General features: G+C 71.9%; 17 protein-coding genes. 5 read left to right on the forward strand and 12 right to left on the reverse strand.

The window, feature by feature from the left end:
* Positions 1–53: 53 nt before the first annotated feature.
* On the forward strand, positions 54–545 hold the full coding sequence (locus JEQ17_RS20275; protein ID WP_200396553.1) for an RNA polymerase sigma factor: 492 nt from the start codon (positions 54–56) through the stop codon (positions 543–545).
* The gene (locus JEQ17_RS20280) at positions 529–1032 is read left to right on the forward strand and encodes a hypothetical protein (RefSeq protein ID WP_234048286.1); all 504 of its coding nucleotides are present in this window, start codon (positions 529–531) and stop codon (positions 1030–1032) included. Before JEQ17_RS20275 ends, JEQ17_RS20280 begins: the two co-directional genes overlap by 17 nt.
* A 37-nt stretch (positions 1033–1069) precedes the next feature.
* Here JEQ17_RS20280 and JEQ17_RS20285 read toward each other — a convergent pair whose 3' ends face one another.
* From JEQ17_RS20285 to JEQ17_RS20295, 3 genes are all read right to left on the reverse strand, one after another.
* Positions 1070–1642, reverse strand: coding sequence for a hypothetical protein (locus JEQ17_RS20285; protein WP_200396554.1), 573 nt, complete (start codon positions 1640–1642; stop codon positions 1070–1072).
* A 131-nt stretch (positions 1643–1773) separates the two neighbouring features.
* Complete coding sequence (locus JEQ17_RS20290) at positions 1774–4359, reverse strand: bifunctional FO biosynthesis protein CofGH (protein ID WP_200396555.1); 2586 nt, start codon at positions 4357–4359, stop codon at positions 1774–1776.
* A 97-nt stretch (positions 4360–4456) separates the two neighbouring features.
* A complete protein-coding gene (locus JEQ17_RS20295) occupies positions 4457–5302 on the reverse strand; it encodes an LLM class F420-dependent oxidoreductase (RefSeq protein ID WP_200396556.1) in 846 nt (281 codons plus the stop codon).
* 236 nt (positions 5303–5538) lie between these two features.
* On the opposite strand from JEQ17_RS20295, the gene JEQ17_RS20300 reads away from it, so the two are divergent.
* Positions 5539–7092 (forward strand): CehA/McbA family metallohydrolase, encoded by a 1554-nt coding sequence (locus tag JEQ17_RS20300; protein ID WP_200396557.1) that lies wholly within the window; start codon positions 5539–5541, stop codon positions 7090–7092.
* Positions 7093–7344: 252 nt separating this feature from the next.
* Here JEQ17_RS20300 and JEQ17_RS20305 read toward each other — a convergent pair whose 3' ends face one another.
* The 4 genes from JEQ17_RS20305 to JEQ17_RS20320 all read right to left on the reverse strand — a co-directional run bounded on the left by JEQ17_RS20305 (position 7345) and on the right by JEQ17_RS20320 (position 13868).
* Complete coding sequence (locus JEQ17_RS20305) at positions 7345–9540, reverse strand: protein kinase domain-containing protein (RefSeq protein ID WP_200396558.1); 2196 nt, start codon at positions 9538–9540, stop codon at positions 7345–7347.
* 1 nt (position 9541) lies between these two features.
* On the reverse strand, positions 9542–11455 hold the full coding sequence (locus JEQ17_RS20310) for a protein kinase domain-containing protein (RefSeq protein WP_200396559.1): 1914 nt from the start codon (positions 11453–11455) through the stop codon (positions 9542–9544).
* A 132-nt stretch (positions 11456–11587) separates the two neighbouring features.
* On the reverse strand, positions 11588–13096 hold the full coding sequence (locus JEQ17_RS20315) for an alpha/beta hydrolase (RefSeq protein ID WP_200401609.1): 1509 nt from the start codon (positions 13094–13096) through the stop codon (positions 11588–11590).
* A 124-nt stretch (positions 13097–13220) separates the two neighbouring features.
* Positions 13221–13868 (reverse strand): TetR/AcrR family transcriptional regulator, encoded by a 648-nt coding sequence (locus JEQ17_RS20320; RefSeq protein WP_200396560.1) that lies wholly within the window; start codon positions 13866–13868, stop codon positions 13221–13223.
* Between the two features lie 182 nt (positions 13869–14050).
* On the opposite strand from JEQ17_RS20320, the gene JEQ17_RS20325 reads away from it, so the two are divergent.
* Both JEQ17_RS20325 and JEQ17_RS20330 read left to right on the forward strand, forming a co-directional pair.
* Positions 14051–15082 carry a medium chain dehydrogenase/reductase family protein gene (locus tag JEQ17_RS20325; protein ID WP_200396561.1) on the forward strand — a complete coding sequence of 344 codons (1032 nt, stop codon included), beginning with the start codon at positions 14051–14053 and terminating at the stop codon, positions 15080–15082.
* A gap of 110 nt (positions 15083–15192) precedes the next feature.
* Positions 15193–15588 carry a nitroreductase/quinone reductase family protein gene (locus tag JEQ17_RS20330; protein WP_200396562.1) on the forward strand — a complete coding sequence of 132 codons (396 nt, stop codon included), beginning with the start codon at positions 15193–15195 and terminating at the stop codon, positions 15586–15588.
* Positions 15589–15608: 20 nt separating this feature from the next.
* On the opposite strand, the gene JEQ17_RS20335 is transcribed toward JEQ17_RS20330, so the two are convergent.
* The 5 genes from JEQ17_RS20335 to JEQ17_RS20355 all read right to left on the reverse strand — a co-directional run bounded on the left by JEQ17_RS20335 (position 15609) and on the right by JEQ17_RS20355 (position 21880).
* A complete protein-coding gene (locus tag JEQ17_RS20335; RefSeq protein WP_200396563.1) occupies positions 15609–17270 on the reverse strand; it encodes a serine/threonine-protein kinase in 1662 nt (553 codons plus the stop codon).
* Between the two features lie 186 nt (positions 17271–17456).
* On the reverse strand, positions 17457–18209 hold the full coding sequence (locus JEQ17_RS20340) for a TetR/AcrR family transcriptional regulator (RefSeq protein WP_200396564.1): 753 nt from the start codon (positions 18207–18209) through the stop codon (positions 17457–17459).
* A gap of 173 nt (positions 18210–18382) precedes the next feature.
* Positions 18383–19282, reverse strand: coding sequence for an SDR family NAD(P)-dependent oxidoreductase (locus JEQ17_RS20345; RefSeq protein ID WP_200396565.1), 900 nt, complete (start codon positions 19280–19282; stop codon positions 18383–18385).
* Between the two features lie 69 nt (positions 19283–19351).
* Positions 19352–20110: an SDR family oxidoreductase gene (locus tag JEQ17_RS20350; protein ID WP_200396566.1), complete on the reverse strand. Its 759-nt coding sequence runs from the start codon at positions 20108–20110 to the stop codon at positions 19352–19354.
* A gap of 318 nt (positions 20111–20428) precedes the next feature.
* Positions 20429–21880, reverse strand: coding sequence for an aldehyde dehydrogenase family protein (locus tag JEQ17_RS20355; RefSeq protein WP_200396567.1), 1452 nt, complete (start codon positions 21878–21880; stop codon positions 20429–20431).
* Positions 21881–21908: the final 28 nt, after the last annotated feature.

A 21908-nucleotide genomic window follows, 5' to 3' on the forward strand; every position in this document is an offset into this window, starting at 1 on the left:
TACGCCGACGGCCCGGGATCCTTCCTACGAGTCCATCACGACCATGGAGAGCGTTGAAACGGTCCCGCGAGAAGGCAGCGTCCGAGCTGTTCGCCGCCCTCTACCCGCGCCTGGCCGGCTGGTGCCGCCGCCTGGTCGACGACGACGAGACGGCCCACGAGATCGCCTCGGAGGCGTTCACCCGGCTCTGGGCCCGCTGGACGAACGTGGCCGAGCCGCGAGGGTTCCTCTACGTCACCGCCGCCAACCTCGTCCGGGACCACTGGCGCAAACTGGAGCGCGAGCGCAGAGCCGTACGCCGTGTCAGCGACGAGGTCGCGGTCCGGCCGCGGAACGAACAGGCCGACCCGTCGGTGCGCCTGCTCGTACAGTCGCTGCCGGAACGGCTGCGCGTACCGATCCTGCTGCACTACTACGCCGACATGCCGATCCGGGAGGTGTCCGCGCTGACCGGGCGCAAGGAAGGAACCGTCAAGGCCGACCTCCACGCGGCCCGAGAAATGCTCCGCGCCCACCTGAGGAGAAGCCTTGATCACACCCTCTGAGGACGGTCCCGACCTGGAGCCCGACGACCCCCTCGCCGTCATCCTGCGGCCGGCCACCGGCTATCTCGCCCCGCCCCCGGGCGGATACGAGGCGATCCGCCGCGACGCCTCCCGCCGCCGGGTGCTCCGCGCCGCGGCCGGGGTCGGTCTCTCCTGCGTCGCCGCCGCCCTCATCGCGCTGCCGTTCCGCCTGGCCTCGTCCGACGCGCCCGTCACCCCGTCGGTCCCGCTCGCCCCGCCGCCCGCGAGCAGCCCCTCGACCCCGCCCACTCCGTCACCGACGCCCAAGCCCGTCAGTCCGGCCCCCAGCAGCGGCCCCAGCGACCCTGGACCGAGCGTCGGCTCCAGTGTGCCTGGCGACTCCGGCACGCCGGCCAAGCCGACCGCCCCCAGCGAGGCGACGCCGACACAGGCACCGCCGACCCCCGAGTCGACGACCGAGCCGTCACAGGCTCCTGACGCCGCGGCCAGTACCCCGGCCCCGTGAACAGCAGCCTGCCGTGGGCGAGGCCCCGGGACAGGCGCTAGTCGACGACCGCGACCTTCGTCCCCGCCGTGCCGAACTTCCAGACCGCGTCGCCGTCGGCGGCGCGCATGCGGATCCCGCCGGTCGGTACGCCGGACGCGGGCGGCGGCGGGGAAGAGCCGTCCACGGCGTTCGAGAAGGCGATGTTGGTGCCGGAGCTGACGGTGAAGAAGACGATGTTCTCGATCTCCACACCGTCGCTGCCCGTGCCGCCCTCGCGACGGGTGCCGACCGTGTACGAGCCGGGTACCGGGTTCACCGTCCCCGGCCACACCTTGAAGCTGCGCCGGGACGCGTCGCTCGCGTCGACGAGCCATACGCGGCGCTGGTCGAGGGAGTAGACGATGCGCCGTCCGGTGCCGGAGCCGTCCGGCACGGCCACCGGCTCGGACTCGTCGGGCGAGGCGGAGGGCTTGGCGGTCGCCGAGGCGGAGGGCTTCGGCGAGGCCGAGGCCGTGGGCTGCGGGCCCTTGTCGGCCTTGACGGCCAGGAACGTCACCGCCACCAGTGCGGCCGCGGTCAGACCGGAGACCCAGACCCACGAGGGAAGCCGTCGGGCAGGCACGCGCACGCATCTCCTCAGCTGTGATTCACCCCGTCGGAGGGTCGGATCATCCTACTCCGACGAGGTCCTCGGCCGATCCTGGCCCACCCGCCCCGAGCCCGCTCCCGCGGGCCCGGGAACCCGCGCGTCCGCGTCCGTCACTCCAGCACGGGCAGCAGCTCCGGCAGATGCCCGTCGGAGGCCGCCGCCGCCCGCTGCCGCTCCTCCGTCACCTCGCCGTAGAGCGTGGTGCGGGGCCGGGACGGCCGTCCCGCCGCGTCCGCCACGGCGATCAGTTCCTTGACGGACTTGTACGAGCCGTACGACGAGCCCGCCATCCGGGAGATGGTCTCCTCCATCAGCGTCCCGCCGAGGTCGTTGGCGCCCGAGCGGAGCATCTCCGCCGCGCCCTCCGTGCCCAGCTTCACCCAGCTGGTCTGGATGTTGGGAATGTGGGGGTGGAGCAGGAGCCGTGCCATCGCCATCACCGCGCGGTTGTCCCGCGTGGTCGGCCCCGGGCGGGCGATCCCCGCCAGGTACACCGGCGCGTTGGTGTGGATGAAGGGCAGGGTCACGAACTCCGTGAAACCGCCGGTCTGTTGCTGGATCCGGGAGAGCGTACGGAAGTGGCCGAGCCAGTGGCGGGGCTGGTCCACATGCCCGTACATCATCGTGGACGAGGAACGGATGCCCAGTTCGTGCGCGGTGGTGATCACCTCGATCCAGGTCGCCGTGGGCAGCTTGCCCTTGGTGAGGACCCAGCGGACCTCGTCGTCGAGGATCTCGGCGGCCGTGCCGGGGATCGAGTCGAGGCCCGCCTCCTTGGCCGCGGTCAGCCATTCACGGATCGACAGGCCGGTGCGGGTCGCGCCGTTCACGACCTCCATCGGCGAGAAGGCGTGGACGTGCATGCCGGGCACCCGCTCCTTCACCGCGCGGGCGATGTCGAAATAGGCCGTCCCCGGCAGGTCCGGGTGGATGCCGCCCTGCATGCAGACCTCGACGGCACCCAGGTCCCACGCCTGTTGGGCACGGTCGGCGACCTGGTCGAGCGACAGGGTGTACGCGTCGGCGTCCGTGCGGCGCTGGGCGAAGGCGCAGAAACGGCAGCCGGTGTAGCAGACGTTGGTGAAGTTGATGTTCCGCGTGACGATGTACGTGACGTCGTCGCCGACGGCCGCCTTACGCACGTCGTCGGCGATCCGGCAGAGCGCGTCCAGCGCCGGGCCGTCCGCGTGCAGCAGCGCGAGCGCCTCGTCGTCGGTGAGGCGGGTCGGGTCGTCGGCGGCCGTCGCCAGCGCGGCCCGTACGTCCGTGTCGATCCTGGACGGCACCATGCCGGGCGCCGCGGCCTCCCGCAGGGCGTCCCAGTCGCCGTACACGTGGTCGTAGTCCTCGCGCCGGTCGGACGTGCGCCCCTCGGTGTCGATCGCGGTGTGAAGATCCGTACGCCCCGACGACGTGAACGCCTCCTCGGGCTCCTGCCACGGGTGGCCCTCCACGACCGCGTCCGGCACCGCGAGGCCCGTCTCCGGGTCGGCGAGCGCCCGTACGTGCGGGAGCAGCCGCGGGTCCAGCCACGGCTCGCCGCGCTGCACGAACTCCGGGTACACACACAGCCGTTCGCGCAGTTCGAAGCCCGCCTCCGCCGACTGCTCGCGCAGCAGGTCGATCTGCGGCCAGGGGCGCTCGGGGTTGACGTGGTCGATGGTGAGCGGCGAGACCCCGCCCCAGTCGTCGATACCGGCGCCGATCAGCCGCCCGTACTCGGAGTCCACGAGGTTCGGCGGTGCCTGGAGGCAGGCCGAGGGGCCCATGATGTGCCGGGCGACCGCGACCGTCGCGACCAGTTCGTCCAGTTCGGCGTCCGGCATCCCGCGCATCGCCGTGTCCGGCTTGGCGCGGAAGTTCTGGATGATCAGCTCCTGGACGCCGTGGTAGGACCGCGACACGCGCCGCAGCGCGAACAGCGAGTCCGCGCGCTCCTCGTACGTCTCGCCGATGCCGATCAGCACACCGCTGGTGAAAGGGACCGACGAGCGGCCCGCGTCCTCCAGGACACGCAGACGGACGGCCGGCTCCTTGTCGGGCGAGCCGTAGTGCGGGCCGCCCGGCTCGCTCCACAGCCGGGTCGCCGTCGTCTCCAGCATCATGCCCATGCTCGGCGCGACGGGCTTGAGCCGCTGGAAGTCGGTCCACGACATGACACCCGGGTTGAGGTGCGGGAGCAGGCCCGTCTCCTCCAGGATGCGGATCGAGATGGCCCGTACGTACGCGATCGTGTCGTCGTAGCCGTGTGCGTCGAGCCATTCGCGGGCCTCGGGCCAGCGGTCCTCGGGCTTGTCGCCGAGGGTGATCAGGGCTTCCTTGCAGCCCAGTTCGGCACCCTTGCGGGCGATGTCGAGGACCTCGTCCGGGGACATGAACATCCCGTGGCCCGCCCGGCGCAGCTTGCCGGGGACCGTGACGAACGTGCAGTAGTGGCACTTGTCCCGGCACAGCCGGGTGAGCGGGATGAAGACGCTCTTCGAGTACGTGATGACGCCGGGGCGGCCCGCCGCGGCCAGGCCCGCGTCGCGCACCCGGGCGGCGGACGCGGTCAGGTCGTCCAGGTCGGCGCCGCGTGCCTGGAGGAGGACGGCCGCCTCGGTGACGTCGAGGGCGACGCCGTCGCGGGCGCGTTTGAGGGCGCGACGCATGGCGTTCGCGGTGGGCCCGGTTCCGGAGGTCGCGGAAGTCGTCATCCTTCGAGCATACGATCGCATTGATCAGGCCCCGTTACGGATGGGCCGCGTCACGAGCGGCACACCAGCGGCGCACCAGTGACACACCAGCGGCCGACTACAGGTACTTGGCGTATTCGTCCAGAACGCGCAGTACGTCCCCCTCGCCGGCCGGCGGCAACTGGAGGACGACCTCCTCGATGCCGAGGTCCGCGTAATGCGTGAGCTTGCCGGGGGTGGGCAGCACCGCGTACGGCACGACCTGGAGGGCCTCGGGGTCGCGGCCGGCCTCGGCCCAGGCGGCCCGCAGCACAGGCACGGACTCCGTAAGACCGCGGCCGCCGATCGGCATCCAGCCGTCCGTGTACTCGCTGATGTGCGAGAAGAGCTTCGGCCCCGCCGCTCCCCCGACGAGCGTGCGCGGCCCGACGACGGGTCCGCGCGGCTTCTGTACGGGCTTGGGGTGGGCGTGGCTCGGCCGTACGGAGCCGAACTCGCCCTCGTAGCCTGTCGGTTCGGCGGACCACAGGGCCCGCATCAGGGCCATCCGGTCCCGGACCAGCTCCCGCCGCGTGCGCCAGTCGACACCGTGGTCGGCGGCCTCCTCGACGTTCCAGCCGAAACCGAGGCCGAGGGTGAAACGGCCGCCGGAGAGGTGGTCCAGGGTCGCGATCTGCTTGGCGAGGGCGACCGGGTCGTGCTGGGCGACGAGGGTGATCCCGGTGCCGAGCGCGAGCGACTCGGCGACCGCCGCCGCCTGGCCGAGCGCGACGAAGGGGTCGAGGGTGCGGCCGTACTCGGGCGGCAGCTCACCGCCCGCCGGGTACGGGGTGACGCGCTCCACGGGTATGTGCGTGTGCTCGGGCAGATAGAGCCCGGCGAAGCCCCGCTGCTCCAGCTCACGGGCGAGCAGCGTCGGGGTGATCGTCTCGTCGGTGAGGAAGATCGTCACAGAGATGCGCATGGCACCTCCCTACCGGCACGAGCCCCAACTGTCCATACCGACCGGTAGGCATTCCGCCTGCTTGTCACGAATGCTTCCTACGAATGCTTCTCATGAGTGCTCCGAACCCGAAACCCGCCGACCCCCTTCCCTTGCACCACAGTTCACGGCTGAATACCAGAGTTGTCGTACCACCTCCGCAGCTACTGAACCGCTACATGCCACTCAGCCACTCACGAGACCCGGGAGCAGCAGACATGTGCGAGGACGACCACAGCGGTGACCACGGCATCGGCAGACGCGCGCTGTTCGTGACGGGAGCCGCCGCCGCGCTTACGTTGGGAAGCGTGAGCTTTCCGAGCGAGGCCGCCGACGCGGCACACGCGTCCGAGACCCGGACGGTCCGCGGCACCCTGCCCACCGGTTCGCCGGACTTCGTGTACCTGCCCGTCGAAGTCCCGGACGGCGTACGGGAGATCAAGGTCGCGTACACCTACGAGAGGCCCTCCATGCCGGCGGGCACCGCGGGCAACGCGCTCGACATCGGCATCTTCGACCAGCGCGGCACCGAACTGGGCGGCAAGGGCTTCCGCGGCTGGTCGGGCGGGGCCCGCACGGAGTTCTTCATCCGCGCCGACGACGCCACGCCGGGCTACATCCCGGGCCCGGTCAAGGAAGGCACCTGGCACATCGCGCTGGGCCCGTACACGGTGGCCCCGCAGGGACTCCCGTACGAGATCACCATCACGCTGACGTACGGCGAGCCGGGCACGGCCGTGAAGCCGGTGTACCCGCCGTCGCGGGCCAAGGGCCGCGGGCGTGCCTGGTACCGGGGCGACTGCCACCTGCACTCCTGGTACTCCGACGGCCGCCGCACCCCCGCCGAGATCGCGGCCCTCGCGCGGGCCGCGGGCCTTGATTTCATCAACTCGTCCGAGCACAACACGCACTCCGCGCACGCCCATTGGGCCTCGGAGGCCGGTGACGACCTGCTGATCATGCTGGGCGAGGAGGTGACGACGAGGAACGGTCACGTCGTCGCGCTCGGCACCGACCCGGGGACCTTCGTCGACTGGCGCTACCGGGCGCGCGACAACCGCTTCGGCAAGTACGCGCGCCGGATCCGCGAGGCCGGCGGTCTGGTCGTGCCCGCCCATCCGCACGCCACCTGCGTCGGCTGCAACTGGAAGTTCGGCTTCGGCGAGGCGGACGCGGTCGAGGTGTGGAACGGTCCGTTCGGCCCCGACGACGAGGTGTCGCTGGCCGACTGGGACAGCATGCTGGTCGCCTCCGTGCGCGAGGGTCGGGGGGACGGTGGGGGTGGGGGTGGCCGGGGCTGGATTCCGGCGATGGGCAGCAGTGACGCCCACCGGGATCCCGACCCGATCGGCACCCCGCAGACCGTCGTCCTCGCCGACGACCTGACCCGCGAGGCGATCCAGGAGGGCATCCGGGCGGGCCGCTCTTACGTCGCGGAGTCCAAGAGGGTGTCGCTGTCGTTCTCCGCGACCGGGCCGAAGGGCGAACACGCCGGGATCGGCGGGCGGTTGAAGGTCGACCGCGACGACCCGGTGACCGTCACGCTGGAGGCGTCCGGGGTGCCGCGCTGCACTGTTCGGTTCGTCACGGACCAGGGTGTGCTCCACACGAGTGCGGTGCTGCCGGTGTCCGGGGCCGGGACGGTGGAGTGGCGTACGACTGCGCAGTACGCGGCGTATGTGCGGGCGGAGGTGCGGCATGAGGCCGCGGTTGGGCCGTTGCCCGGTGCGATGGCCGGGTTCACCAACCCGATCTTTCTCGGGCGGGGGTGAGCGGGGCTCGGCTGAAGGCTGGAGGTCAGGGGCTTCTGGGGTCGGTTCGTTGACTGCGGGTGCGTGGGGGCTGGTCGCGCAGTTCCCCGCGCCCCTGAGGGGCGGCTGAGGTTCGGTGCTCGGGTGCGGGTGCGTTGTGGCTGAGCGCGCCGTTCCCCGCGCCCCTGAGGGGCGGCTGAGGTTCGGTGCTCGGGTGCGGGTGCGTTGTGGCTGAGCGCGCCGTTCCTCGCGCCCCTGACGGGGCGCTGCCTGTTATGGGGCGCGGTCCGGGCTTGTTGAGAAGGCCTTGTTGCCTGCCACTGCCACTATCGCGTCCTTTGTCAGGAGCAGGCTCGGGATTGTTTGTTCGGCCGAGGAGCCTGGGTCCTTCAGCTTGTCGGTGGTCCATTGCTCGGTGCCGGTGGTGCGGTCGAGGGCGAGGAGGCGGCCGTAGCGGTTGGCGAAGTAGAGGGTGTTGTACTTCTTGGACAGGACCGGCGCCGACAGGTTCTCGACCTGGGTCTCCCGCTGCCACAGCCGGGTGCCGTCGGTCGCCCTGTTCGCGGTGACGGTCCCGTCGGGGCGGACGAAGTACACCACGCCGTCGATCACGGTGGCCGTGCCGCGCGGGGTGCCCGCCAGGGGGATCCGGACGGCCGCGCCGGTGGTCGGATTCACCTTCTGCAGAGCCTCGTACGCCTCGTCCCGCCCGTCGCTCGACTGCCAGTCCACCTGCCGCGGAAGCGCGAACAGCGGCTGCCCGCCGACGGCGCCGAGCGGTGCCGCGCCCCGGGGCGGCGCCTTGAGTTCCCGCGGTGTGCCGTCCGCCGGATCGAGGCGCAGGAAGCCCATCGGACCGTCGGCGGGGCCGTCCTCGTCGCTGCACATGCCGTAGGGGGCACGGCCCATGACCACCACGGTGCAGTCGGTGCCGGCCGACGACTTCGCCGGTGTCCGCCACATGTCCTCGCCCGTCCTGGCGTTGACGGCGACGAACTCCTTCCCCCCTTCCGGCATCACCAGGATCCCGCCGCCGTCGAACAGCGCGGCGGGACGGCCCGCGTCGACCGGTCGGGTCCAGAGCCGTTCCCCGGTGTCGGCGTCGATGGCGAGCAGCCGCAGGGCCGCCCCCACCTCGTCCGCGTCCGGCTCGTCGGTCGTGTACACGATCCCGTTCTCGACGCCGAGGGGCCGCCGGGTGCTCTGAGGGTTGCTGCCGAACCGCCACAGGACACGACCGGAGGCGGCGTCGACGCGGGCGACCGTGAACCCGGTCCCCGCGCAGTACACGGAGGACCCGCCGGGCACACAACCGGAGTCCAGGCCGTCCACGTCGACGATCACGGAGTCGCTCTTCACGGCTCGGACGAGACTCGTCTGCCAGGGCCGCCACCCCGCGGGAAACGCCGGGGCGGCAGCGGCGGAGCCGGACGCGGACGTCCCCCCTGCGGACGTGTCCTCGGTGGTCCTCGGCCGCGTCACCAGATACACCGACGCGCTCACGGCCACGGCCAGGGCCACGCCCGCGGCGACCAGGAGACGCACCCGGCGGCCACGGCGGCCGGAGCCCGTCGAGGTGGCACCCTCGGTTTTCCGAGCGGCCCTTCGGCCCTCCGGAACGGTCGGCGGGCCCGACGCGGACGGGGCCGTGGACGTCTCCGGCAGCTCCCTGAACAGCCAGTGCAGCTCGGCGAGTTCGGGCCGGACGGCCGGGTCCTTGTCCAGGCAGCGCTCGACGATGCCCCGCAACGGCTGCGGGACTCCGTCCAGGGACGGCGGCTCGTTCATCACCTGGTAGCCCGTCACATACGGGCTGCCGCCGTCGAAGGGCCCGTTGCCGGTGGCCGCGAACGCCAGGAGCGAGCCCAGCGAGAACACGTCGGAGGCCGCGGTGACGTCCCGGGGCGAGGCGAACTGTTCCGGGGACATGAAGGGCGGCGTGCCGATCAGCCGCCCGGTCACGGTGAGGGCCTGGCTGTCGGCGGCGCGCGAGATGCCGAAGTCGATGACGCGCGGGCCGTCCCCGGCCATCAGGACGTTGCTCGGCTTCAGGTCCCGGTGCACCACACCCGCCTGGTGGATGTCCTTCAGCGCCTCGACGAGCCCCAGCGCGAGCGCGCGCAGCTCGCGCCCGCCCAACGGCCCTTCCCTGTCCACCATTTCGGACAGCGTTCGGCCCGGCACGTACAGAGTTGCCATCCAGGGCAGTTCGGCGTCCGGGTCGGCGTCCACCACCGGGGCGGTGAACGCCCCGCTCACCCGGCGGGCCGCCGCGACCTCCTGCCGGAACCGGGCCCGGAACTCCTCGTCCAGCGCGTACTGCGCGTGCACGACCTTGACCGCGACCTGCCGCCCCGAGACCGAGCGCGCCAGGTACACGACCCCCATGCCACCGCTGCCCAGCCGGTCGACGAGCTCGTAGCCGCCTATGGACCCGATGGACCCCTGCTCCCCGGTGTGCTGCGGCATGCTAGGCGCCTCCTGCCATGCGGGCCCGCTGGAGGTTCGTGAGCCGTCGCACGAAGAGGATGGCCAGTACGGCGGTCACGATGCCGAGGACGTTGGCCGCCTGCGAGGTGACGATGGTGTCCGTGGCCGCGACGGCGAGGTCCCTGTCGTACCAGCTGGCCCACGAGTCGTTCGCGTACGCCAGGAAGTAGGCGAGCCAGAACCACCACCATGTGTGCAGGAGCCACCGTCCGGCGCCGGACGGCCTGCCGGTCGTCGCCGTCCAGATGTCGTTGCCGATCTGCTTGGGCATGTAGAAGTTGACGACCGGGATGAACCACGAACCGGCCGCCATCCCGGACGCGTGGCGGATGTGGCCCGGCGCGAAGGCCTCGGCGTTGAGCCGGCTGCGCTGGAACCAGAAAGCCCACACGATCACCACCGCGATGCCCACGAACACGGTGAGCACCTCGGTCCCCAGCGACGCGACGCTCAGGTACTTGTAGTCCTTGATGAGGTCGGTGGCTGACGTACTGGCCGCCGCGGACAGCCGGGAGTAGGCCACCCCGAGGACGGCGATCCGCAGCAGCAGCGGCACGACGAAGAGGGCGAGCAGGAGGGCCAGCGCGATCGAGAGCCCACGGGTCGAGCGAGGGGTGGGCAACCGGGAGCCGTAGGCGGGAGCGGAGAAGTGCGGGGCCTGCAGATGCCCCGGGGGCGGGCTGTGGGGGTGGAGACCCCCGGGGAGCGGGCCCTGCGGGTGGAGGCTGCCGGGCAGCGGACTGTGCGGGTGCTGACTGCCGGGCTGCGGGCTCTGCCACGAGGGGGCCGTCGGGGAGTACGCGAGGGGAGGGCCGAAGCCCGGTACGGGGCTCGATACCGGTATGGGGCTGGATGCCGGTCCGGGGTTCGATGCCGGTGCAGGGTTCGATGCCGGTGCGGGGCTCGGTATCCGCGCAGAGGCGCTCGCCCCGGGCACGGGACTCGGCGTCGGCGCGGGGCCCTGCGGGTCCTCGCTGTCCAGGAGGCGTACGGCGTGTCTGCCCAGCTCCGCCAGCACCTCGCCGGGCAGCCACGCGCCGCCCCTGCCGTCTCTGCCGACCGGTGCGCCCGGCATCCCCTCGGCCGACGCCAACAGCGTGTCCAGGGAGGGCCGTTGGGCGGGGTCCTTCGCGAGGCAGGCCGCGATCAGTCCCTGCCAGGCATCGGGTATGTCCTCGAGATCGGCCTCCTCCTCCGCGATGCGGAAGAGCAGCGAGTGGATCCCGCCGTCGGCGGTACCGAAGGGCAGCCGCCCCGTGGCGGTGTACGCCAGCACGGCACCGAGGCAGAAGACGTCGCTCGCGAACGTCACCCGCTCGCCGCGCACCTGCTCGGGCGCCATGAAGCCCGGGGACCCCACGAGGGCCCCGGGCTTGGTGAGCCCGTCGGCGGACTGCACGGCCGTGTCGAGGGCCCGCGCGATACCGAAGTCGATGACCCGGGGCCCGTCGATCGTCACCAGCACGTTGGAGGGCTTGAGGTCGCGGTGCACGAGACCCGCGCCGTGGATGGCCTGGAGCGCGCGGATGAGCCCGATCGCCAACGCGCGCACGGACTGCGGCGGCAGCGGTCCGTACTGCTTGTCCACCACCTCGGCGAGCGAGGGGCCGGCGACGTAGCCGGTGGCGACCCAGGGGGTCGGCGCCTCGGTGTCGGCGTCGAGCACGGGTGCCGTCCAGTCGCCACCGACCCGCTGGGCCGCCTTCACCTCCTGCGCGAACCGCCGTCTGAAGTCCGGCTTGCGGGCCAGCTCCTCCTTGACGACCTTGACCGCGACCGTACGGCCGCGCTCGGAACGGGCCAGGTACACCCGCCCCATGCCGCCTTCACCGAGTCTGCCGAGCAGTCGGTAGCCGCCGATCCAGCCCGGATCCGCCGGGTCCAACCCGTCCATGCTTGCTCCCTCTCCCCCGGCGCCGCGTTCGCCTGAGGATAGGGGAGGTGCGCGAGTGACGTGTGGGAGACCGGTGTCTGTCCGGCGGTCCTGTGCCGGTGAACACCCGTGTGCCCCATGGCAGTTCCGTGCCTATCGGCAGTACGTGTCCCTGGCGGGCCGTTCCCCCGTGGCCAGGTAGCGGGTGACGGCCGTGTCCCCGCAGGCGTTGCCGTTGCCCAGGTAGGCGTCGTGTCCGGTGGAGTCCACGGTCACCATGACGGCGCGCTTGCCGAGGGCCGCGCGGAGTTCGCGGGCGCCGGCGAGCGGGGCGGCGGGGTCCCGCTCGTTCTGGACCATGAGGATGGTGGAGGGTCCGCGGTCGGTGATCCGTACCGGGTCCTGCTTCGGCGGATACGGCCAGGCGGCGCAGAGGGTCGCGTTCCTCGGCATTCCGGCGGTCAGCGGGTATTTGGCGCGGCTCTCGTCGACCTCCTTCTGGTAGCGGGCGGCCGACGTGGGCCACTTCCCCTCGTTGCAGAAGGTCGCGGAGGCGACGGCGAGGCCGTTCTGCAACAGCGCCTCCGGGGGCGCCTCGGGCGCGGGCGGGACAGTGCCCTTCCGGGCGGCGAGGATCAGCCGGGCCGCCGCCGGGAAGCCCTCGGGGTCGTAGAACGCGTCGAGCAGGCTCTGCCGCAGCACGTTGCCGTTCAGCTCGGCCGGATTGGCGCCGGGCCAGGGAATCGGCTCGCGGTCGAGGCGTGCGGCGAGCCGCAGGAACATCGGCCGCACCCCGGCCGCCGTATCGGCCAGCCGGTACGGATTCCCGGGCGCCGAGGCCCACTTGGCGAACTCGGGGAAGACGTCCTCGACACCCCGCTCGAACCCGGCCCACAGACCGCGGGCGACCTGGCCGCCGTGGGCGTCCGCGTTGGCGTCCAGATTGCTGTCCAGCACGAACCGGTCGGTGCGGTGGGGGAACAACTGGCTGTAGACGGCGCCGAGATACGAGCCGTACGAGACACCCCAGGCGGACAGCTTCCGCTCGCCGAGCGCCGCCCGGATGCGGTCGACGTCATGCGCGTTGGCGACGGTGTCGATGTGCCGCATCAGCTCCCCGCCGTTGCGCTCGCAGGCGCCGGCCATCCGTGTGGCGGCAGCCATGTTCGGGGCGACGGACCCGTCCGGACCGCCGGGCCACGGCCGGAACGCGGTCGCGGCCAGATCCCGCCGCTCGAACCCGCAACTCACCGGCGCCGAGCGCCCGTTGCCCCGGGGATCGAACACGACCAGGTCGTACGCCTCCCGCACCTCCCGGGGCAGGGTCCGCGCCTTCGCCGACTGCTCTTCGAGACTGCTGCCACCGGGCCCTCCGGGAATCAGCAGCAGGACCCCTCGGCGTACGGCCGGCTTCTCGCTCCGGATCCGGGAGACGGCGACACCGATCTCCTCGCCCCCGGGGTCGGCGTAGTCCATGGGCACGTCGACGGTCGCGCACTCCTGCCCGGGGCCGAACCCGCTCCCCTCGCACTTCGCCCAGTCGAGGGGCTTGTCCCGTAGGGCAGTTGGAGCGGTCGAGGCGGTCGCGGTGAGCGGCAGGGCGAGCCCGAGCACCACGCCGGAGACGGCGGTCAGGGCGATGTTTCGCTTGCTCTTCTTCATCATGGGAAGAGCCTCGCGAATCCGCGTCGACCCGCCCATCCGGCCACCCGGCCTCTCCGCACGGCGGTTTCCCGAACCGGCGGCATCGCGGGAGAGGTGCCCGCGCCGGCCCGGCATGGCGTGCTCAGTGGCTGAGCAGGTCCTCCAGTTCGGCCGCGTACAGCAGTGCGGGGTCGAAGCCCATCCCGGTGAAGTGGCCGGCGAGTTCCAGGGACAGGACGCCGTGCAGCCGGGTCCAGAGGGCCAGGCCCCGGTGGAGGGCCGCGGGCGGGGCGGGGTGGCCGCCCGCCCACTGGCGGTGGCTTTCGAGGTGGGTGTCGAACGGCGTCGCGGGACCGTCCGAGGGCAGCGCGACGCAGGCGTCGAGCAACGTCACCATGATGCCCTGCGCGATTCCGGTGACGTCGTCCGGCGCGTGGTAGCCGGGCACGGGCGTGCCGTAGATGAGGAAGTAGCGGTGGGGGTCCGCGAGGGCCCACTCGCGCAGGGCGTGCGCGAGCGCGGGGAGGTCGGCGCCGGATTCGGCGGCCGCGTTGAGGGTGTCGGCGAGGCTGCTGTACGCGTCCCTGATCAGCTCGGTGATCAGCTCGTCGCGGCCGGCGAAGTACCGGTAGAGCGCGGGGCCGCTCATGCCCATCTGCTTGGCGATCGCGTTGAGGGAGAGCGCGGTCGCGCCCGCCGTGGCGATCTGCTCCCACGCGCGTTCCTTGATCTCCGTACGCACCTGGGTGCGGTAGCGCTCTCGCGGGGTCGTCGTGCCGGTCTCCGCCATGACCTGCCGCCTTCCGTGATCGTGGGGGCGCCTGCGAGATACAGGCTCAAGATTTAGTTAGAGGCTATCACTGAACCTCTTGACGTCACCTTTCTCGTGGAGTTATAACTTCTAACAGAAGCGAGAGCGAGTAACTCCCGCGGAACCCGAATCACAGAGCGCAGAGCGCAGTGGAGGCAGTCATGAACGCCGAAGGACTCGTCGAGGTCGTCCTGCCGGGCAAGGTGGAGCCGGAAGGGCTGGAGATCCGGCACGGAGCCGTACCCGTCGCGGGCCCCGGTCAGGTCCTGATCCGGATGGAGGCGACCGGCGTCTCCTTCGCCGAGCAGCAGATGCGCCGCGGCCGCTACTACGACCAGCCGGCGTTCCCCTTCGTCCCCGGCTACGACCTGGTCGGGACCGTGGCCGCCACCGGTGAGGGCGTCGAGCCGGGCCTGGCCGGCACCCGGGTGGCCGCACTGGTCAAGGTCGGCGGCTGGGCCAGCCACGTACTCGTCGACGCGGCGGACGTGGTGCCGGTGCCCGACGGGGTCGGCGCGGCGGAGGCGGAGACGCTGGTGCTCAACGGCATCACCGCCTGGCAGATGCTGCACCGCAAGGCCCGCGTCCGCGCCGGGCAGACCGTCCTGGTGCACGGCGCCAACGGCGGCGTCGGCTCGGTCCTGGTCCAGCTCGCAGTGGCCGCGGGCGCCAAGGTGATCGGCACGGCGTCCGCGCGCCACCACGACGCGCTGCGGGCCCAGGGGGTCACTCCCGTCGACTACCGCACCGAGGACATTCCCGCGCGGGTCCGTGAGCTGGCCCCCGGCGGAGTGGACGCCGTCTTCGACCACGTCGGCCTGCGCAGCGCGATCGACTCCTGGAACCTCCTCGCCCCCGGCGGCACGCTCGTCTCCTACGGCAGCGCCGCCACCCGGGACGACGAGGGCTCCAAGCAGCTGCCCGTGCTCAAGCTGCTCGGCCGGATCTGGGTGTGGAACGCGCTGCCCAACCGCCGGCGCGCCTACTTCTTCAACATCTGGGCCGGGCGGGCCTTCGCCAAGAACCAGTTCCGGGCCCGGCTGCGCGCCGACCTCACCCAGGTCCTCGCGGCCCTCCAGCGCGGTGACATCACCCCCCGGATCGCCGCACAGCTCCCGCTCTCCCGCATCGCCGACGCCCTGCGCCTGGCCGAGTCGGGCACCGTCGCCGGAAAGATCGTCCTGAACCCGTAGCGCGCCGCGGCCGCCACCCCGGCGGGCCGGGCCGGCCGGCCGAGCCCTATCCTCACGACCGACCGACGGCTCGGCCGACAACCGCCGCCCAGGACGAGGATCACAACGACATGTCACGCCACCACGAGACCAAGTTCCGCGTCGTCACGAAGCTCCAGCGGTGGGTCGTGAACCCGGTGTCCAGACTGCTGCCGTTCCAGACGCTGTTGGAGACCACCGGACGCAAGTCGGGGCTGCCGCGGCGGACTCCGGTCGGTGGGCGGCGGGTCGGCCGGGAGTTCTGGATCGTGTCCGAGTACGGCGAGAAGTCGCAGTACGTACGGAACATCCAGGCGAACCCGAGCGTCCGCGTCCGCGACAAGGGCCGGTGGCACCACGGCACCGCCCACCTCCTGCACAAGGACGACGCCCGCACCCGGCTGAAGTCCCTCCCCCGCATGAACAGCGCCGCAGTCCGGGCGTTCGGCACGAACCTGCTGACCGTACGGGTGGATCTGACGGACTGAGGGCGGCCGGACGGAACCGCCTAGGCCGCCCCTCGCCAGACCGTCATCTCGCCGGACACGAAACCACTGTCCGGCAGCGCGGTCGACTTCACATCGACCACGAACAGAGCGATGTCTCCGGAGGGGTGTTCGAAGCAGATCTCGCTGCCGGCCGCCACAATGGCGAGCGGGAGCCTGTGTTCGGCGTCGGCGAGGGTTGCGCGACAGGATTCCAGGGTGGCGCCCGGCTTCTCGGAAGGCACCCAGTCGATCAGACTCGTGTCGCTCTCCAACGCGCAGGTCTGCCCGCAGACGAAGCGGATGTCCGCCTTGCGTTCCTTCGCACTCCTGTCGTCCTTGACGTCTTTGGCGTCGTTGAGGAAGCGGTAGGGATCCTTCATATCCAGGGGTATCGTCGCGTTCAGCATCTGCACGGGGTACGGGATCGGTTTCGGCGGCTTGGACGCGGTCGAGGAGGGGCGTGAACCTCCTGATGTCCGGCCCCCGGCTCCCGACCCCGAGGACGCCCCGGACGTCGATGAGGAAGTCGACGACCGTGCCGAGGACTCCTGACCGGACGTCGAGGACTCGGCCGCATTCCGGTCACGCAGCCGCTCCGACATATCCAGGTTCGTCCATGCCACGCCCACCGACAGCAGCGAACCCACCGTCACGACGACCGCAAGCATCCTGGTACGCCGCCGACGGGCCCGCCGCTCGTCCGGCACCGTCGGCTGCGGACGCCGCTGAAGTTGCGGCTGCGCGAGCAACGGCATCGTGTGCACCGGGGTCGGGTGGGGGACCGGGGACGGAACCGTCACCTCGGGTCCCATGACCTCCCGCCAGACGGCCGGTCCGGCGCCCGCGTCGGCGTCCCGGCCCAGCCGCTGCCGACACCACTCGACGATCTCCGCCGGAGTGGCCCGCTGCCCCGGATCGGCCGCGAGGCACCGGGCCATCAGCGGACGGAGCTGCGCGGGCAGCAGGGACAGGTCGGGTTCCGAGTGCACGATCCGGTACAGCACGCCGACCGAGTTGCCGTCCCCGTACAACGGTTCGCCCAGCGCCGCGAACGCCGCTGTCTGGCCGAGCGCGAACACGTCGGTCGCCGCCGTGACCCCACCCCCGGACGCCTGCTCGGGAGCCATGAACTGGGGCGTGCCGACAGTGGCTCCCGTGGCGGTGTGCGAGGTGATGCCCGAGGCCAGCGAGATGCCGAAGTCGATCACCCGCGGCCCGTCGGCGGCCAGCAGCACGTTCGACGGCTTCAGGTCCCGGTGCACGATTCCCGCGGCATGGATTGCCTGCAGGGCCTCGGCCACCCCCGCCATCAGCCACAGCACCGCGGGCACCGGCAGTGGTCCGCGCCGGGCGACGGCCTCCGCCAGCGAGGGGCCGGGCACGTACAGCGTGGCCAGCCAGGGCGGTACACCGTCCGCGTCGCCGTCGATCAGCTCCGCGGTGTACGCGCCCCGGACCCGCTGGGCCGCCTTTATCTCCCTGCGGAACCCCCGCCGGAAGGTCGGGTCGTCGGCCAGCTCCGGCCGGATCACCTTGATCGCCACCGGTCGGCCGCCCTGGGTGTGCGACAGATAAACCCGGCCCATACCTCCCGCACCGAGCCGGGCGGCGAGGCGGTAACCGGCCACCATGGGCGGATCGTCCGCCTGCAGTGGCTGGAACACCTCAGTCGCGTGGTCCATCGGCCCTCGTCCCCCACCCGCCGGTCGGAGCGGCAGGCTCGGTGCTCGGCCACCCCGTCAAGATCGTACGAACTGGAGATTCAAGCACGACGGCGCCGAATTCGTTACCCGGTTCGAGAGTCGGCCTGGCGTTCCCACGAAGGTCGTCGGGTCCGGCAGGGAGAGGAGAAGGGAGCGGAGAGCTGCCTAACTCCGGGACTCGTTCGAGATACGGTCCAGCCACTCCGTGAGCAGGGCGTCCTCGGCGGGGCTGAGGGTCGGTACCGGGGACTGGCGGAGGAGGGCGTTCAGGCGGGCCGCCGTGGCGGGAAGACGGGACTCGTCCGAAGCCTCTGCCCTTTCTGACGCATCCCTCTCCGTCTCTGTCCCCGTCCCCGTCTCAGGCTGGGCGGTCACGTCCGGTGTGAAGACCGTGGCGTGGACCCCGTCCCGTACCCGGCGGGACACCGAGACGTCGGTGAACGTCGCAGGGCGGGAGACGAGCATCAGGGCCACCCCTACGTTCGCGGACATGATGATCTGGGCGGCCAGTTCGGGGGCGAGGCGCAACTTGCCGTGTTCCGCGGCCCGTTGGAGGTCCGCCGTGAGGATGCGGTGGGACTCCAGGGCCGCCGCCGGGGGCTTGCGCATCGCCGGTGAGTTCATCAGGCGGTACAGGTTCGGATTGTGCAGGGCGAACTCGACATGGGTGTCCCAGCCGTCCCGCAGGTCCTGGACAGGGTCCGTGCCGGGGGCGCGGTCGCGCTTGGTCGCGAGGTACCTGTCCCAGCCGTGGTCGACGACCGCCGACAGGAGGCCCTCCTTGTCCCCGAAGTGGCGGTAGAGGGCCGGGGCGCCGACCCCCGCCGCCTCGCACACGGCCCGGGTGGAGACGTCCCCGTCCGGCGACTCGGCGACGAGGGCCGCCGCCACTTCGAGAATGCGCGCTTTCGTACTCACGGAAGCGACGCTAACCGACGCGGTACGGGCCGGTGCGGGGCGGGCCGATACGGGGCGGGCGGCCGACGTGGGGCGGGCCGTTGCCGTGCCGGGCGTTATGGTGTCGGCCGTTGCTGTGCGGGCCGGCGTCGTGCCGGGCGTTGCCGTGCCGGCCACTGTCGTTCCGGACGGGGTCACGCCGCCGTCCCGTGCGGGGCGAGGAGGTCGTCGAGGCCTATTCGGGTCAGGAACTCGGCGCGGATGCGGTCCGCGACCCGGCTGACCTCCTCCGACCCGTCGTTCGCCGGGTCGACGTGGACCCGGAAGGGCCGCTCGCCGGGCGGGGTGTCGACGACCTCGACGATCGCGTCGGCCACCAGGGAAGCCGGGGCGTCGGCGGGCGCGAGGGCGGCGAGGCGCTGGGCGACCTGGTCCATCAGGCCCGCGTACCGCTCCTCGTACGCGGGGAGGACCCCCTGCTCGGCGGGATGGCCGCCGGTCGCGAAGTGGTTGGTGCCCGAGGTGAAGGCGCCGGGCACGACGATGGTCGTCTCTATGCCGAAGCGGGCCAGCTCGGCCGCGTACGACACCGCGAGCGCGTCCATCGCGGCCTTCGCTGCGAAGTACGGCGCGAGGTAGGGCGGGGTGCCGCCCCGGGTCGAGGTCGAACCGATCCAGAGCACCAGGCCGTGCTCCTGGGCCCGCAGGTGGGGCAGCGCGGCGCGGTTGACCCGCTGGGTGCCCAGCACATTCGTGTCGTACACCGCGGCCAGTTCCTCGGGGGTGAACGCCTCGGTCGGGCCGGTCACCATGTGGCCCGCGTTGTGGACGACCACGTCCAGCGTGCCGGCCTCGGACAGGACCGTGGCGACGGCGGCATCCGCGGACGCCTGGGAGAGGACGTCCAACTCGACCGTCCGCAGGTCCACTTGGTGCTCGGCCGCGTACGCCTCGGCCTCCGCGACCCGGCTCGCGTTGCGCCCTGCCGTGTCGCGCATCGCCGCGTAGACCGTGTGACCCGCTTCGGCCAGTGCCCGCGCGGCGAGCGCGCCGAATCCCGAACCGGCGCCCGTGATGACGATCGTCTTGCCCATGACGGAACTCCTTAGGAGGGAGGAATGGAGGAGAGGAATGGAGGAAAGGGAGACAAGAGTGATGAGGGCTTAAGCGATGCCGCCGTTGGCGCGGAGCACCTGGCCGTTGACCCAGCGGCCGGCCGGGCCCGCGAGGAAGGACACGACCCCGGCGATGTCCTCCGGGGTGCCGAGGCGCTCCAGCGGCGGCTGGGCGGCCATCCTCGCGATGGTCTCCTCGTCCTTGCCGTCCAGGAACAGGGCGGTGGCGGTCGGGCCGGGGGCCACCGCGTTCACCGTGATGTCCCGGCCGCGCATCTCGCGGGCCAGGATCAGCGTCATGGCCTCGACGGCGCCCTTGCTCGCGGCGTACGCGCTGTAGCCGGGGATGGCGAGGGCCAGCACGGAGCTGGAGAAGTTGATGACCGCGCCGCCCTCGCGCAGCCGGCGCACGGCCTGCTGGTCGACGACGAACGTGCCGCGGATGTTCGTGCGGTGCATCCGGTCCAGGGCGTCGAGGTCGAAGTCGGCGAGCGGGGCCAGTGTCATGACACCGGCCGCGTGGACGACCACGTCGACCCCGCCGTACGTCGACTCCGCGGTGTCGAAGAGTGCCGCCACCTCGGTCTCGTCCGCCACGTCGGCCCGGAAGGCGAGCGCCTGTCCGCCCGCCTCGGTGATCGCCGCGACGGTCTTGTCGGCCTCGGCCTGGTTCCCCGCGAAGTTCACGACGACCGCGAATCCGTCGGCGGCGAGCCGCTCCGCGGTCTCTCGCCCGATCCCACGGGATCCGCCGGTGACGACCGCGACGCGGTCAGTGGTGGGGGTGATGGGCTGCTGGTCGCTCATGACGGGGCTCCTGTCGTGGCGGGGGGAACGCGTTTCGCTCCCCGACAGAAACAACGCTAACACTGATTCGATAGCAACGCTACCCTTGACCGTAACGTCGCTACGGTGTCGTGGCCCGAACGGATTTCGCCCCCGCCGCCCCTACCCATTCCCGTCCCTGACTCAGGGGCTCCGCCCCCGAACCCCCAAAAGACTGCGCAGTTCCCCGCGCCCCTAGGCACCTAGGGGCGCGGGGAACTGCGCTACCAGCCCCCACCGGGCCCGCACCCGAAATCGCTACGGACGGGAACGGGTAGGGCGGCGGGGGCGAGGGAATCCTCAGCCCGGCCACACCAGTGACTGCACCTCCGAGTACGCATGCAGCGCGTACGAGCCGACATCTCGGCCCACCCCGCTCTGTTTGAAGCCGCCGAACGGCGCCTCCATGTTGCGCCCGACCGTGTTGATGCCGACGCCCCCGGCCCGCAACTGCCGGGCCACACGGAAGGCGCGGGCTACGTCACCGGACCAGACGTAGTCGATGAGGCCGTAGTCGCTGTCATTGGCGAGTTCGACGGCCTCCTCCTCGTCGTCGAAGGGGAGGACGACGACGACCGGGCCGAAGATCTCCTCGCGGACGACCCGCATGTCGGGTGTGCAGTCGGCGAGGAGGGTCGGGGCGACGTAGAAACCCCGGTCGGACGGCGGCCGTTCACCGCCCGCGACCACCCGCGCCCCCTCCTTGCGGCCCAGTTCGACGTACGACTCGATCCGGTCCCGGTGGGCCGCGGAGATCACCGGGCCGACGACCGTGTCCTCCGCCCGCGGATCGCCCACCTTCAAATAGCCGATGTACGCCGCCAGTTGGGACACCAGGCGGTCGTAGACCGGACGCTGCGCGAGCACCCTCGTCGGGGCCGTGCAGATCTGGCCGCTGTAGAACGAGAAGGTGGTTCCGATGCCGCGGACCGCCGACTCCAGGTCCGCGTCCTCGAAGACGACCGCCGCGCCCTTCCCGCCCAGCTCCATCAACTGCCGTTTCATACCGCGCCCGCACACCGCGGCGATACGCCGCCCGACGGCGGTCGAGCCGGTGAAGCTCACCATGTCGACGTCGTCCGAGTCGACGGCCGCCTCGCCGACCTCGGCGCGCGAACCGCTGACGACGTTCACGACCCCGGGCGGCACACCCGCGGCCTCCAGCGCCTGAGCCATCCGGTACACGGACAGCGGGTCCTGCGGGGCCGGCTTCACGACGACCGTGTTGCCCATCGCGAGCGCCGGGGCGATCTTGCCGGCCGGGTTCGCCCAGGGGTTGTTGTACGAGGTGATGCAGGTGACCACGCCTACTGGTTGGCGCACGGCCAGGGCGCCCATCACCGCCGCCCTGCCGAACGGGCCCGCCTCGTTGATCTGCGGGGGCAACGGCTCCTCGACCGGCTCCACGCGCGCGTACCGCTGGAATCGGGCCGCCCCGACCCCCACCTGCATCCCGCGTGCGGTACCGGTCGTGGCCCCGGTCTCGGCCTGGGCCAGCTCGGCGTACGGGACGAGGTTGCGCCGGATCTCCGCGGCCGCCCGGTGCAGGACGGCGGCCCGCTCCTCGGGTGCCGTGCGCGACCATGACCGGAAGGCCTCGCGGGCCGCGGCTGCCGCCGCGTGCACCTGATCCCGCGAGGCCTCCGGAGCCGGCCCGACGACTTCCTCGGTCGCCGGGTCGATCACCTCGTAGTGGCCGCCGTCCGGCTCCACCCACGAGCCGCCGATGAACAGCCGCTGCCCGTCCGTCACCTGTCCCCCAACGTCCGCCGGCACCGTC

It is taken from the genome of Streptomyces liliifuscus, from assembly GCF_016598615.1.
Taxonomy (GTDB): domain Bacteria; phylum Actinomycetota; class Actinomycetes; order Streptomycetales; family Streptomycetaceae; genus Streptomyces; species Streptomyces liliifuscus.

Excerpts from the sequence above, each read along its gene's own strand:
- JEQ17_RS20290 (WP_200396555.1), bottom strand. The coding sequence starts at position 4,359 with ATGACGACTTCCGCGACCTCCGGAACCGGGCCCACCGCGAACGCCATG.
- JEQ17_RS20295 (WP_200396556.1), bottom strand. The coding sequence starts at position 5,302 with ATGCGCATCTCTGTGACGATCTTCCTCACCGACGAGACGATCACCCCG.
- JEQ17_RS20300 (WP_200396557.1), top strand. The coding sequence starts at position 5,539 with ATGTGCGAGGACGACCACAGCGGTGACCACGGCATCGGCAGACGCGCG.
- JEQ17_RS20305 (WP_200396558.1), bottom strand. The coding sequence starts at position 9,540 with ATGCCGCAGCACACCGGGGAGCAGGGGTCCATCGGGTCCATAGGCGGC.
- JEQ17_RS20310 (WP_200396559.1), bottom strand. The coding sequence starts at position 11,455 with ATGGACGGGTTGGACCCGGCGGATCCGGGCTGGATCGGCGGCTACCGA.
- JEQ17_RS20315 (WP_200401609.1), bottom strand. The coding sequence starts at position 13,096 with ATGAAGAAGAGCAAGCGAAACATCGCCCTGACCGCCGTCTCCGGCGTG.
- JEQ17_RS20320 (WP_200396560.1), bottom strand. The coding sequence starts at position 13,868 with ATGGCGGAGACCGGCACGACGACCCCGCGAGAGCGCTACCGCACCCAG.
- JEQ17_RS20325 (WP_200396561.1), top strand. The coding sequence starts at position 14,051 with ATGAACGCCGAAGGACTCGTCGAGGTCGTCCTGCCGGGCAAGGTGGAG.
- JEQ17_RS20330 (WP_200396562.1), top strand. The coding sequence starts at position 15,193 with ATGTCACGCCACCACGAGACCAAGTTCCGCGTCGTCACGAAGCTCCAG.
- JEQ17_RS20335 (WP_200396563.1), bottom strand. The coding sequence starts at position 17,270 with ATGGACCACGCGACTGAGGTGTTCCAGCCACTGCAGGCGGACGATCCG.
- JEQ17_RS20345 (WP_200396565.1), bottom strand. The coding sequence starts at position 19,282 with ATGGGCAAGACGATCGTCATCACGGGCGCCGGTTCGGGATTCGGCGCG.
- JEQ17_RS20350 (WP_200396566.1), bottom strand. The coding sequence starts at position 20,110 with ATGAGCGACCAGCAGCCCATCACCCCCACCACTGACCGCGTCGCGGTC.